The organism is Saccharothrix deserti, from assembly GCF_009769385.1.
Classification (GTDB): domain Bacteria; phylum Actinomycetota; class Actinomycetes; order Mycobacteriales; family Pseudonocardiaceae; genus Actinosynnema; species Actinosynnema deserti.
This window is the reverse complement of sequence record NZ_VKAB01000046.1, coordinates 1-12,882: the sequence shown is the minus strand read 5'-3', so window position 1 is coordinate 12,882 and position 12,882 is coordinate 1. Positions and strand designations below refer to the sequence as shown.

Annotated in this window: 12 protein-coding genes; 7 read left to right on the top strand and 5 right to left on the bottom strand. The window is 70.0% G+C overall.

The window, feature by feature from the left end; translation table 11 throughout:
* Positions 1-344 precede the first annotated feature (344 nt).
* Complete coding sequence (locus tag FM051_RS42610) at positions 345-719, top strand: peptidase inhibitor family I36 protein (RefSeq protein ID WP_158852792.1); 375 nt, start codon at positions 345-347, stop codon at positions 717-719.
* Between the two features lie 28 nt (positions 720-747).
* On the opposite strand, the gene FM051_RS42605 is transcribed toward FM051_RS42610, so the two are convergent.
* The gene (locus FM051_RS42605) at positions 748-1,713 is read right to left on the bottom strand and encodes a helix-turn-helix transcriptional regulator (RefSeq protein ID WP_162470798.1); all 966 of its coding nucleotides are present in this window, start codon (positions 1,711-1,713) and stop codon (positions 748-750) included.
* A gap of 63 nt (positions 1,714-1,776) precedes the next feature.
* On the opposite strand from FM051_RS42605, the gene FM051_RS42595 reads away from it, so the two are divergent.
* The gene (locus tag FM051_RS42595) at positions 1,777-3,021 is read left to right on the top strand and encodes an epoxide hydrolase family protein (RefSeq protein ID WP_158852790.1); all 1,245 of its coding nucleotides are present in this window, start codon (positions 1,777-1,779) and stop codon (positions 3,019-3,021) included.
* Between the two features lie 57 nt (positions 3,022-3,078).
* Here FM051_RS42595 and leuA read toward each other — a convergent pair whose 3' ends face one another.
* Complete coding sequence (gene leuA / locus FM051_RS42590) at positions 3,079-4,869, bottom strand: 2-isopropylmalate synthase (protein WP_158852789.1); 1,791 nt, start codon at positions 4,867-4,869, stop codon at positions 3,079-3,081.
* A gap of 247 nt (positions 4,870-5,116) precedes the next feature.
* On the opposite strand from leuA, the gene FM051_RS42585 reads away from it, so the two are divergent.
* Complete coding sequence (locus FM051_RS42585; protein ID WP_158852788.1) at positions 5,117-5,416, top strand: hypothetical protein; 300 nt, start codon at positions 5,117-5,119, stop codon at positions 5,414-5,416.
* Here FM051_RS42585 and FM051_RS42580 read toward each other — a convergent pair.
* Positions 5,413-5,997: a nitroreductase family protein gene (locus FM051_RS42580; RefSeq protein ID WP_158852787.1), complete on the bottom strand. Its 585-nt coding sequence runs from the start codon at positions 5,995-5,997 to the stop codon at positions 5,413-5,415. The two genes, FM051_RS42585 and FM051_RS42580, sit on opposite strands and share 4 nt — an antisense overlap.
* 16 nt (positions 5,998-6,013) lie before the next feature.
* Entirely contained in the window at positions 6,014-7,237 is a 1,224-nt protein-coding gene (locus FM051_RS42575; protein WP_158852786.1) for a hypothetical protein, read from the bottom strand.
* A 75-nt stretch (positions 7,238-7,312) separates the two neighbouring features.
* Here FM051_RS42575 and FM051_RS42570 point away from each other — a divergent pair, with 75 nt between their 5' ends.
* From FM051_RS42570 to FM051_RS42560, 3 genes are read left to right on the top strand one after another with little or no spacing between them, the layout of a single operon-like run.
* Complete coding sequence (locus FM051_RS42570) at positions 7,313-8,578, top strand: aspartate kinase (protein ID WP_158852785.1); 1,266 nt, start codon at positions 7,313-7,315, stop codon at positions 8,576-8,578.
* On the top strand, positions 8,575-9,636 hold the full coding sequence (locus tag FM051_RS42565) for an aspartate-semialdehyde dehydrogenase (RefSeq protein WP_158852784.1): 1,062 nt from the start codon (positions 8,575-8,577) through the stop codon (positions 9,634-9,636). Before FM051_RS42570 ends, FM051_RS42565 begins: the two co-directional genes overlap by 4 nt.
* Positions 9,637-9,661: 25 nt before the next feature.
* Entirely contained in the window at positions 9,662-11,089 is a 1,428-nt protein-coding gene (locus FM051_RS42560) for a gluconokinase (protein WP_158852783.1), read from the top strand.
* Here the strand turns inward: FM051_RS42560 and FM051_RS42555 are convergent.
* Positions 11,072-12,256, bottom strand: a complete 1,185-nt coding sequence (locus FM051_RS42555; protein ID WP_158852782.1) for an MFS transporter — start codon at positions 12,254-12,256, stop codon at positions 11,072-11,074. The genes FM051_RS42560 and FM051_RS42555 overlap by 18 nt on opposite strands.
* 86 nt (positions 12,257-12,342) lie before the next feature.
* On the opposite strand from FM051_RS42555, the gene FM051_RS42550 reads away from it, so the two are divergent.
* Entirely contained in the window at positions 12,343-12,777 is a 435-nt protein-coding gene (locus FM051_RS42550) for a Fur family transcriptional regulator (protein ID WP_158852781.1), read from the top strand.
* Positions 12,778-12,882 lie beyond the last annotated feature (105 nt).

The window sequence follows — 12,882 nt, the reverse complement described above, 5'->3', positions numbered from 1 at the left end:
GCCACCCGAGCCGTCACGGGGGTTCGCCGACTGAGGGCGACCACGCGGTGTCCGCGTTGAGGTCACCCGACTGGGTAATCACGGTGTCGTGCCCCGGTTCCCAGCGGTGACGCGATTGATTCCGGCAATTCCTTGCGGTAGCCGGTGCCGGTCGATTGCGCATTCCCGATATTTCCCTCTTCTGTGTGACTGGTCCCGGATCGCGCTCCGGCGGTACCGTCACCGTGGTTGACGTGTGCCCGCGATCGGCGTGCACGGAGGGGGCTCGGACTCATTCGGTGTCGGTATTCCGCCGTCCGTAAACGGAATCGTGTCGCGGCGTGTCCAAGGGGAGGGTGATCTTCATGCGGGTCCCTTCGTTCGCTGCCCGGATGGCGAAACTGTTTGCCGTGGTCAGCATGGGTGTCACGGCGGTGGTTGCGCCTGCGGCGTCCGCATCCGCGACTGCCGCCGCGTGGGATTGCAGCGACAACTTCATCTGCTTCTACCAAGAGGCGGACGGCAAGGGCAAGAAGTGCCAGTACTCGAAGAACCACCCCAGGGCGAACGAGATCTGTTCGTGGGGCCTGGTCAACGCGCATTCCGTGCGGAACCTGTCGAACGACCGGGTCCACTATTGCGCCGAGCACAACTACAAGAGCAGGATCGGCAGCACCGTGGCGGGCGACCAGGGAAACCTCGCCGGCACGTACACCATTCGGTCCCTCAAGTTCGATTGATCGCGGGGAGTGGTCGGGCAGCCTTCCGTCAGGGCCGGGGCTGCCCGGCCGCCCGCAGGCAGCGGTCGGCGTGGGTGCGCAGGGCGGCGGCCAGGGCGGGCGGGCCGCTGGTCACGGTGAAGTCGACGTCCACCGAGGTGATCATCCAGACGAGGTCGCGGGCGGTTTCGGCGCCGACGTGCAGGACACAGCTGTTCTCGTCCACGGCCTCGAGCACGCCCATACCCGGCCAGAGCCGCTCGGCCACGGAGTCCGCCGACTCGTGCAGCGTGACGGTCGCCCGCACCGGCCAGGCCCGTGACGACAGCTGGTGCGCCAGATAGGTCGCCACGTCACCGTCGGGCGGTTCGCGTGGTGCGAAGCGCGGGCCGTTCGGCGACCGCAACGCCAACCGGTCGACCCGGAAGCTGCGCCAGTCGTCGCGGTCGGTGTCCCAGGCGACGAGGTACCAGTGCCGGACGAAGCTGACCAGGCTGTGCGGTTCGACGGAACGCGTCGTGCCGCCGCCGCGCGGGCTGGTGTAGTCGAAGCGCAGCGCCTCACGCCGGCGGCAGGCGTCGGCGATGGCCATCAGCACGTCCGGGTCCACGCGAGGTCCGCCGACGCCCACCCGGACGGTTGCCGAGTGCAGGGTGACGACCCGGTGCCGCAGCCGTGCCGGCAGCACCTGTTCCAGCTTGGCGAGCGCCCGCAACGACGTCTCCTCGATCCCCGCGACGGAACCGCCGGCGGCCGTGCGCAGGCCGACCGCAACGGCCACCGCCTCGTCGTCTTCGAGCAGCAACGGCGGCAGGGCGGCTCCCGCGCCGAGCCGATACCCGGCCGTGCCGCGGGTGGCGTGCACCGGATAGCCCAGGCCACGCAAACGTTCGACGTCACGGCGGACCGTGCGCGTGGTGACGTCCAACCGGTCCGCGAGTTCGGCGCCGGACCAGTCCCGCCGGGTCTGCAACAGCGACAGCAGCCGGAGCAGCCGCGCGGACGTGTCCGCCATGTCGTCCAGACTGCCCGATTCTTAGGACCGGAACTGTCCCAACCGCTTCCTAGCGTCGCGCCCATGAACGCACAGCACGACATCCGCCCGTTCCGCATCGACATCCCGCAGGAGCAACTCGACGACCTGAAGGCACGGCTGGCCGACACCCGCTGGCCGGACGAACTGCCCGGCGTCGGCTGGAGCCGGGGCGTGCCGGTGGACTACCTGAAGGAACTCGCCGAGCGCTGGCGCACCACCTACGACTGGCGGGCGCACGAGGCGGCGATCAATGAGCACCCGCAGTACCTGACCACCGTCGACGGGCAGAACGTGCACTTCCTGCACGTCCGCTCACCCGAGCCGGACGCCCTGCCCCTCGTGCTGCTGCACGGCTGGCCGGGCGGGGTGGTCGACTTCCTCGACGTCATCGGGCCCCTGTCGAATCCCCGTGCGCACGGCGGTGACCCGACCGAGGCGTTCCACCTGGTCATCCCGTCACTGCCGGGCTTCGGGTTCTCCACGCCGCTGGCCGGGCCGGGCATGGGCGCGGCGCGGATGGCCGGTGTGCTGATCGAGTTGATGTCCCAACTCGGGTACGAGCGGTACGGCGTCCAGGGCTACGACACGGGTTCGTGGGTCGCCCCCGAGATGGGCAAGCAGGCCCCGGACCGGGTGATCGGGGTCCACCTCAACGCCATGCTCACGTTCCCGATCGGCGTGGACGGCGAGTTGGACGGTCTCACCGAGGTCGAGCAACGGCGGTGGGCGGCCATGCAGAACTTCAACGACGGCTACCTCCAGTGCAACTCCAAACGGCCCCAGACGGTGGCCTACGGGCTGCACGACTCGCCGGTCGGCCAACTCGCCTGGATCGTGGAGAAGTTCAAGGAGTTCACCGACCCGGAAGACGGCCTGCCCGAGGACAGCGTCGACCGCGACCGCATCCTCACCGACGTCTCGCTGTACTGGCTGACCGGCACGGCCGCGTCGGCGGCGCAGGTGTACTACGAGGAGATCTCCGCGAACGCGTGGAGCGACACGGCCGGAGAAGAAAAAGCGGAGTGGAGCGCCGAGGGCGCTGAAGGGGAGGGCGCTGAAGGGGAGAGCGCCGAAAGCGATGCCGGTGACTGGGCGGCGAGCGCGCCGGGGACCGTGCCGACCGGTGTGCTGGTGTCCGTCCACGACGTGACCATCCGCCGCTGGGCCGAACGCGACCACAACGTGGTGCGCTGGACCGAACTCGACCGCGGCGGCCACTTCCTCGCGATGGAACAGCCGGACCTGCTGGTCGCCGACGTGCGCGAGTTCTTCGCCAAGCTGCGCTGAAAAAGCGGTGTCGCCTCGCCGTCCGACGATCAGGACGGCGAGGCGACACCCGAACCCTTACCGGTTGGCGCGGTTGACCGCCGACACCAGGGCGCGGAGCGCCGCGGACACCGTGGAGCTGTCGATCCCGACGCCCCACAGCACGCGGTCGGCCACGGCGCACTCCAGGTACGCCGCGGCACGGGCGTCGTCACCCGACGACATCGCGTGCTCGACGTAGTCCAGCACCCGCACGTCGTACCCGATGGTGGCCAGGGCGTCGACGAACGCGGCGATCGGGCCGTTCCCGCTGCCCGTGATCTCCTGCGTCTCGCCGTCCACCACCACGACGGCCTTGATCTTCTCGTGGCCGCTGCCGTCGCCGGACACCTTCTGCCGCAGCAGCCTGAGCGGCACGATCCCGTCCAGGTACTCGTCGGAGAACGAGTCCCACATGTCCTTGGGGCTGATCTCGCCGCCCTGAGTGTCCGTGACCTCCTGGATGACCCTGGAGAACTCGACCTGCAGCCGCCGCGGCAGGTCCAGGTGGTGCTCGGTCTTCATCAGGTACGCCACGCCGCCCTTGCCGGACTGCGAGTTGACCCGGATCACGGCCTCGTAGTTGCGGCCGACGTCCTTCGGGTCGATCGGCAGGTACGGGACCTCCCACGGGAACTCGTCCACGTGCTGCCCGGCCGCCTTGGCGGCGTCCTCCAGGGCCTCGAAGCCCTTCTTGATCGCGTCCTGGTGCGAGCCCGAGAACGCGGTGAACACCAGGTCACCGCCGTACGGGTGGCGCTCGGCCACCGGCAGCTGGTTGCAGTACTCGACGGTCCGCCGGATCTCGTCGATGTCGGAGAAGTCGATCTGCGGGTCGACGCCCTGGCTGAACATGTTCATGCCCAGCGTCACCAGGCACACGTTGCCCGTCCGCTCGCCGTTGCCGAACAGGCACCCCTCGATCCGGTCGGCGCCGGCCAGGTAGCCCAGCTCGGCAGCCGCCACACCGGTGCCGCGGTCGTTGTGCGGGTGCAGCGACAGGATGATCGACTCACGCCGCGCCAGGTTGCGGGACATCCACTCGATCGAGTCCGCGTAGACGTTCGGCGTGGCCATCTCGACCGTCGCGGGCAGGTTGATGATCAGCGGCTTCTCCGGCGTCGGCTGGATGATCTCCGACACCGCGTCGCAGACCTCCAGCGCGTACGACAGCTCGGTCCCGGTGTACGACTCGGGCGAGTACTCGTACCGGAACTCGGTCTCCGGGTAGTCCCTCTCCTGCTCCAACGCGAACGCGGCGGCGTCCGTGGCGATCTTCTTGATGCCCTCGCGGTCGGACTTGAACACGACCCGGCGCTGCAGGATCGACGTGGAGTTGTAGAAGTGCACGATCGCCTTCGCCGCGCCGCGCAGCGATTCGAACGTCCGCGTGATCAGCTCGGGCCGGCACTGGGTCAGCACCTGGATGGTGACGTCCGGCGGGATGGCGCCGTCCTCGATGATCTCGCGGACGAAGTCGAAGTCGGTCTGCGAGGCGGCCGGGAAGCCGACCTCGATCTCCTTGTAGCCCATCCGCACGAGCAGGTCGAACATCTTGCGCTTGCGCGCGGGCGACATGGGGTCGATCAGCGCCTGGTTGCCGTCGCGCAGGTCGACGGCGCACCACAGCGGCGCCTTGGTGATCCGCTTGTTCGGCCACGTGCGGTCCGGTACGTCGACCGCCTCGACGACCTCGTGGAACGGCCGGTAGCGGTGGACGGGCATGGACGTGCCGCGCTGCGGGTTCCACACGGGCTGATCGGGAACGGGACGCGCCGGGGGCCGGATTCGGCTGGTACCGGTGGTGTAGGCGTCCGGGCTGGTGGTCATGTTCGGGGTGCTCCTGCTGCCGGTGGGTAGACGACCGGCGGCAACGCTCGATCCCGCGACGGGGGGCCGGTCTGATCAGACCCCGTCACGGCGGCGAAGCAGGAGGGCACGTGCCATGACGCACAGGTTAACCGGATTCCGCGCCGAGGCGGAACTCGCGCGCCCAGATGGTGGAACTTCCCCGGTCGATGGTGGAACTTGCACCCGCCGGAGTTTCACCTGATCGTGGGACGGGCACCTTCTTGACATGTCCAGATGGCGAACCTCAACGCGCAGCGGGAGCTACACCGCTGCCCGAGTGATCCGCGGTGTTGGCGCCGTGTTCGCGCTCATCGAGGTCCTCTACATCCTGATGATCCTCTTCGGGGCGAACCCCGCCAACGCGTTCTTCCTGTTCGTCCAGCAGTTGGCAGTGCCGCTGGCGTTGTTCTTCCCCGGCCTGTTCCAGCTGGGCAACGCGAACCTCGACCTGATCGTCAACTACGGCCTGGCGGCGGTCTTCTGGATCGTCGTGGCGAACCTGCTGGCCCGCCTCGTCGCCCGCTAAGCCTCGGTGGGGTCGGCCGGGAACGCGGGCTGACCCCACTGACCTGTGAAAACCGTCTCGGTCAGCGGTTTGCGCACGCGTTGCCGCCGCTCGCGCGCCTGCAGGTCCTCGGGCAGCTCCGAAACGTCACCGAGCACCCCGACCGCGATCACCACGACCGGCCGCACGTGGTCCGGCAGCCCGAACGCCTCGCGCACCGCGTCCGGCGAGAACCCGCCCACCTGGTGCGTGACCAGGCCCAGGTCCACGGCCTGCAACACCAGGTTCTGCACGGCCAGCCCCAGCCCGAACTCGGTGTTCGGCATCGGCCCGCGCTCGTCCGACTCGGCCGCCGCGGCCACCAGCAGCACCGACGCCCGCTTCGCCCACGCCTGGTTCTTCGGCCGCAGGGCCGCCAGGGTGCGCGCGAACGTGTCGTCGCCCCGGTACCCGAGCAGGAACCGTGCGGGCTGGGTGTTGCCGTGCGAGGCCGCCCACCGGGCCGCCTCCAGCAGCACGCGCATCGTGGCCGGCGTCACCTCGGCCGTGCCGTCGAACGCCCGAGGGCTCCAGCGCCGCGCGATCAGGGAGTTCCCGTCCATCAATTCGATACTGCCATCAGATCGCGTACTGCCAAGCCGTGATGGCGTAGGCGCCGAACCACGCGCTGAACACCGACACCCCCACCAGCACCGCCACCACCGTGCTGGTCCGCCGCCTCGCCAACGCCAACGCGACCGGCACCAGCAGCGTGAACGCGGGCAGCAGCAGCCGTGCCTTCGAGTTCATCAACCCGTTCGACCCGAGGTCCATCGCGAGCACGCCGACGCCGTAGGCGATCAGCGGCCACTCCAGCCCGCGCCGGAAGCTCAGCACCACCAGGGCCAGCGCCACCACCAGCAGCCACACCGTGGCCAACTCCAGCACCGACCGCGGCTCGCCCAGGATGAGCAGCGCGAACTTCCACGTGGCCGCCCCGCCGTCGAACCGGGAGTCCCACCCGATCTGCTGCACGGCGAACCAGCCGTCCCACCGCCCGGTGCGCAGCGCGACGTACCCGAGGTAGCCGACCAGCCCGAGCGGCGCGATCAGCCCGCCCACCCACGGCCGCCACCCGTCCCGCCGCTGCCAGATCGCCACCGCCGCCGCCGCGCACACCGCCAGGATCAGCGCCGCCGCCGTCGGCCGCACCAACCCGGCCGCCGCGCAGCACACCCCGGCCGGCACCCAGCGCCCCTCGACCACACCCACGAGGGACCACACGGCGAGAGCGCAGAACGTCGCCTCGGAGTACGTCATCGACAGCACCACGGCCATCGGCGAGGCCGCGAACAGCACCACCAGCACCAACCCGGCCCGTTGCGACCCGCCGAACACCCGCGACCCCAGCCGGGCCAGCCCGTAGGCGCAGAACACGCCGCTGACCAGGCTCACCGCGAACGCCGCGCCCACCGTCGGCACACCGGGCAGCCCGTCCAGCCACCGCACCAGCGTCGGGTAGCCGGGGAAGAACGCCAGCGGCGTCTCCTCCGAACGCCGCCCGAACGCGTCCACCAGCCACGACGGCACGTTGGCGTAACCGCCCTCGGCGATGCCCAGGAACCACTGCCCGTCCCACGACGTGAGCGCCCTGGTGACGTCCTTGTTCCACCGGGCCGCCATCAGCTGGAGGGCGAGCAGCCCGAGCTCACGCACGGCCAGGTAGAGCACAGCGGGCGCGAGCACGATCGTCACCCTGTGTCTCGCCGCGCGCGCCAGCCGGTCACGCGCGCTCGGCGCGTCCTCGGGGTCCACGCGAACGGCCTCCAGGGTCGACACGGGGTTGAGAGTAGTAGGCGTCACGGGGGCCGCTGTCCACTCCTTGGGCCAGGTACGCTCCCGAAGAGCTGGGCTTTCGCACCTGGGAGGAGTGGATCTGTGGCGCTCGTCGTCCAGAAGTACGGCGGTTCCTCGGTCGGGAGCGCCGAGCGGATCAAACGGGTGGCCGAGCGCATCGTCGCGACCCGCAAAGCGGGCAACGACGTCGTCGTCGCCGTCTCCGCGATGGGCGACACGACCGACGAGCTGCTCGACCTGGCGCGCCAGGTGTCCCCGGTGCCGCCCGCCCGCGAGATGGACATGCTGCTCACGTCCGGTGAGCGCATCTCCATGTCGTTGCTGGCGATGGCGATCAGTTCGCTGGGCGCCGAGGCGCGTTCGTACACCGGCTCGCAGGCCGGCGTGATCACGACGTCCGTGCACGGCAAGGCGCGCATCATCGACGTGACGCCCAGCCGCATCCAGGACGCGCTGTCCGAGGGGGCCATCGCGATCGTCGCGGGCTTCCAGGGCGTCAGCCAGGACAGCAAGGAGATCACCACGCTCGGTCGCGGCGGCACCGACACCACCGCGGTGGCGTTGGCGGCTGCCCTGAAGGCCGACGTCTGCGAGATCTACACCGATGTGGACGGCGTGTTCAGCGCCGATCCGCGCATCGTGCCGAACGCCAAGCGGCTGGAGACCATCACCTACGAGGAGATGCTCGAAATGGCGGCGTGCGGGGCCAAGGTGCTCATGCTGCGCTGCGTCGAGTACGCCCGTCGGTACGGCGTTCCGGTGCACGTCCGATCTTCGTTCAGCAACAAGCCCGGGACCATCGTGTCCGGGTCAGTGGAGGACCTTCCCGTGGAACAGGCGATGATCACCGGCGTCGCGCACGACCGGTCCGAGGCCAAGGTGACCGTGACGGCGGTGCCCGACCTGCCCGGTATGGCGGCGCGCATCTTCCGCGTCGTGGCCCAGGCGGAACTCGACATCGACATGGTCGTGCAGAACGTGTCGCAGGCCGTGTCCGGCCGCACCGACGTGACGTTCACCCTGCCGAAGGACGACGGCCCGCGCGCCGTGGCCGCGTTGGAGAAGGCGCGCGACGAGATCGGCTTCGACCAGGTGCTCTACGACGACCACGTGGGCAAGGTGTCGCTGGTCGGCGCGGGCATGCGCTCGCACCCCGGCGTGACCGCGCAGTTCTGCGAGGCGCTGGCATCGGCGGGCGTCAACATCGAGATCATCTCCACCTCGGAGATCCGGATCTCGGTCATCTGCCGCGACACGCAGCTCGACGACGCCGTCCGTGCGCTGCACGACGCGTTCGAGCTGGGCGGCGACGAAGAGGCTGTGGTTTACGCGGGGAGTGGACGATGAGCCCGGTTCTTGCCCTTGTGGGCGCTACCGGTGCCGTGGGCACCGTCATGATCGACATCATCAACGGCCGGGAGTCCGTGCCGTGGGGTGAGATCCGGCTGATCGCGTCACCGCGCTCGGCGGGCAAGAAGATCACCGTGCGCGGCGAAGAGCTGACCGTGATCGCCTTGTCGCCGGAGGCGTTCGACGGCGTGGACGTCGCGATGTTCGACGTGCCGGACGAGGTGTCGGCCGAGTGGGCGCCGATCGCCGCTTCCCGCGGTGCGGTCGCGGTGGACAACTCGGGCGCGTTCCGGATGGACCCCGAGGTGCCGCTGGTGGTGCCCGAGGTGAACGCGGACCAGATCGGCGTGCGGCCCAAGGGGATCATCGCGAACCCGAACTGCACGACGCTGTCGATGATGGCGTCGCTCGGCGCGCTGCACCGGGAGTTCGAGCTGCGCGAGCTGGTCGTGGCGTCCTACCAGGCGGCGTCCGGCGGCGGGCAGGCGGCGATCGACCGGCTGTACGCGGAGATCTCGGCGCTGGCGGGTCAGGAAGTCGGCGTGCGCGCGGGCGACGTGCGGGAGACGCTGGAGGCCGCCGGTCTGCCGGTGTCCGACTCGCCGTTCCCCGCGCCGCTGGCGTTGAACGTGGTGCCGTGGGCCGGTTCCCTCAAGGACGACGGGTGGACCAGCGAGGAGCTGAAGGTCCGCAACGAGTCCCGCAAGATCCTCGGCATCCCCGAGCTGAAGGTGTCGGCGACCTGCGTGCGCGTGCCCGTGGTGACGACGCACTCGTTGGCGGTGCACGCGACGTTCGCCCGTGAGGTGACCGTCGAGCAGGCGCACAAGATCTTCGAGGAGCAGCCGTCCATCGTGCTGGTGGACGACCCGGCGGCGAAGCGGTTCCCGACGCCGGCGGACGTCGTCGGCGGCGACCCGACCTACGTCGGCCGGGTGCGGCAGGCGCTGGACTTCCCGAACACGCTGGACTTCTTCGTGTGCGGAGACAACCTGCGCAAGGGCGCCGCCCTGAACACCTACGAGATCGCCGAGGAACTGGCGACCCGCCCGTAGGTGCGACGCCTGTAGGTTTCGGCCTATGGCGGAGGTAGTGCTCGCGATCGACCTGGGGACCACGTCGACCAAGGTGATCGCGGTGGACCGGGACGCGGGCGTGGTGGCATCGGCGGAGCACGGCTACCCGATGCGCACCACGCCCTCCGGTGAGGCGACGCACGACCCGGTCGAGGTGTGGGGCGCGGCTCTGCGGGCGTTGCGCGAGATCGCTTCGCAGGGGCATTCGGTGCGGGCGCTGTCGTTGACCGGCGCGATGCACACCCTGGTGGGGTTGGACGCTTCCGGCACGCCAGTCACGCCTTCGTTGTCGTGGGCCGACAACCGTGCGATCGAGCAGACCGCTCGGCTGCGGGGCACTGCGGACGGGATCGCGTTGCACCGGGCCACAGGGACCCCGATCCACACCATGTCGCCGTTGGTGAAGCTGGCCTGGTTCCGTGATCAGGGGTTTTCGGCTGCGCGGTGGTGCGGGCTGAAGGATTTCGCGGGTTTCAAGCTGACCGGAGTGTTCGCGACCGAGCACTCGTCCGGTTCGGCGACCGGGCTGATGGACATCGGGTCGTTGGACTGGCACCCGGAGGCGTTGGCGTTCGCGGGTGTTCGCGCTGATCAACTGCCCGAGCTGCACGCTCCGGTGGACTCGTTCCCGCTGACGTTGGACGTCCCGGGTCTGCCCGCCGGTGTTCCGGTCGTGCTGGGTGGCGGTGACGGTCCGATGGCGAACCTCGGTGTGGGTGCCGTCGTGCCGGGTGTGGCGGCGGTGTCGCTGGGGACGAGCGGTGCGCTGCGCGTGGTGCGTGACGAACCTGCGGTGGACGAGCAGGGGCGGGTGTTCTGCTACGCCATCGCCGAGGGGCTGTGGGTGCTCGGTGGGGCGGTGAGCAACGGCGGTGTGGTCGCGCAGTGGGCCGCCGAGACGTTCGGCGTCGAGGTGGGCGATCTGCTGGACGAGGCCGCCGAGGTGCCCGTCGGTGCCGCCGGTGTGACGGCGTTGCCGTACCTGCTGGGTGAGCGCGCGCCGTGGTGGGACGCGGACGCGACGTCGGCGTTGATCGGGCTGCGGCGCGAACACGGGCGGGCCGAGATCACCCGGGCGTTGGTCGAGGGCGTGGCGCAGCAGTTGGCGCTGGTGCTGGACGCGGTGCGTTCGGTGGCGGACGTGCACGCGGTGCGCGTGACCGGCGGCGCGTTCCGGAGCGACCTGTGGGCGACCGTCCTGGCGTCCGCGCTGGGCCTGGACCTGGAACTGGCCGAAGACAGCGAGGGCTCGGGCGTGGGCGCGGCCCTGGTCGCCTGGCGGGCCTTGAACGAGATCCCGTCCCTGACCATCGCCGCCGACCTCGTCAAACCGGTGAAAACGATCGCCCCCGACCCCGACTCGGTCCGCCACTACGCCCGAGCCCGCCCCGCCATCGAGCGCCTCTACCAGGCCCTACGCGATCTGGTCTGAGCCCGCGCCGACGACGGTGGCGCGGCGGCTCAGCACGACTGTCCCCGCGGCGATCAGGACCGCGCCCAGCCCGGCCACCGCGAAACCCCACGCCGGTGACGAGTGGTCGATCACGAAGCCCGTCAGGGGCGCGCCGAAGGCCACACCCAGCGTGAACGCCGACCCCTGGAGGCCCATCGCCACGCCGCGCGCGGACGCCGGGGCGTACTTCGTGATCGCCTCACCGGTTGCCGTGATCGTCGGCGCGCACAGGAAGTTCGTCGGCACCAACGCCAGCGCCAGCCACCACGGCGACCAGCCGAACAGGCCGATCGGCACGGCCAGCAACCCCATGCTGCCCATCAGCGCCCACAGCGGCGGCACGCGGGTCAGGCCGCCGTAGAGGAAACCGCCCGCCAGCGACGCCACGCACATCACCACGATCAGCGCGCCCGTCCACGACGTCAGCCCCAGCCCGCGCATCGACGCCACCACCGCCACCTCGACGCCCGACAGCACGAACGTGGCACCGCCCGCGCTGATCAGCACGCCCAGCAGCCGACCGTCCAGCCACTCCCGGCGCGGCACGCGTTCACCGCTCTCGCCCTCGCTGCGGACCGGCGGGTTCACCGCCCACAGGACCCCGCCGAGCACCACCATCGCCACGCCGATCGCCCACATCGCGGTCCGGCTCGACGCCTGCGTGGTGAGCGCGACGCCCAGCGCCGGGCCCGCCATGAACGCCACCTCGACCGCCATCGAGTCCATCGCCAACGCCGTGCGCCTGCGGTCGTCCGGCACGAGCGCGGTGAGGATCTGCCTGCCCATCGACATGACCGGCATCGTCGTGATGCCCGCGACGAAGGCCGTGACCAGCAGCAACTCGTACGACAGCAGCGGTGCGACGAACCAGAAGACGCCCTCGGTGATCATCGACAAGGTCAACATCGCGCGCAGGCCGCGCCGGTCGACCAGGTGGCCCATCAGCGGCGAGCCCAACGCGATGCCGACCGTGCTGACCGCCCCGACCAGGCCCGCGGCGCCGTAACCCCGGTCGAGGCCGAGCAGGACGTGCATGGTGACCGTCATGCCTGCGGCCGTCGACGGCACGCGCGCCAACAGCATCAGCAGCATGAAGCCGGGCACGCGCGGCAGTCGGAGGACGGCCAGGTAAGGGGAGACGTTCACATGACTCATCTTCACTCGGAGGGGCAACAGGTTTAACTGTTCGCTTTCTTGACTAACTCCAGAGAGCGTGGTGGAGTGGGGGAGCCATGACCCCAGGACCACGCGAGCTGCTCAAGGACGCCGGGCTGCGCATCACCGCACCCCGGATCGCGGTGCTCGACTGGCTCGCCGAACACCCCCACGCCACCGCCGACCAGGTCGCGGACGGCGTGCGGGCCAGGTTGGGGTCCGTGTCGACGCAGGCCGTCTACGACGTGCTGCACGCGTGCGCGCGGACCGGGTTGTTGCGCCGGATCGAACCCGCCGGGCACCCGGCGCGCTACGAGACGCGGACCGGCGACAACCACCACCACCTCGTGTGCCGGGACTGCGGTCGGACCGAGGACGTCGACTGCGTCCACGGCGCCGCGCCCTGCCTGGAACCCCTCGACACGGCCGGCTTCGCCGTGGACGAGGCGGAGGTCCTGTTCTGGGGTCTGTGTCCGGACTGCCGTCCCTCCGGAACCTGTCAATGGTGTTGAGACAGTTCAGGCTGCTTGTTCTGTTTCGTGTTCTGTCTCCTCGTTTTCTTGGGGTGGTTCGTTGATCCAGGCGGATTTGGGTAGCTTGGGTGGGGTCGGTGCGCG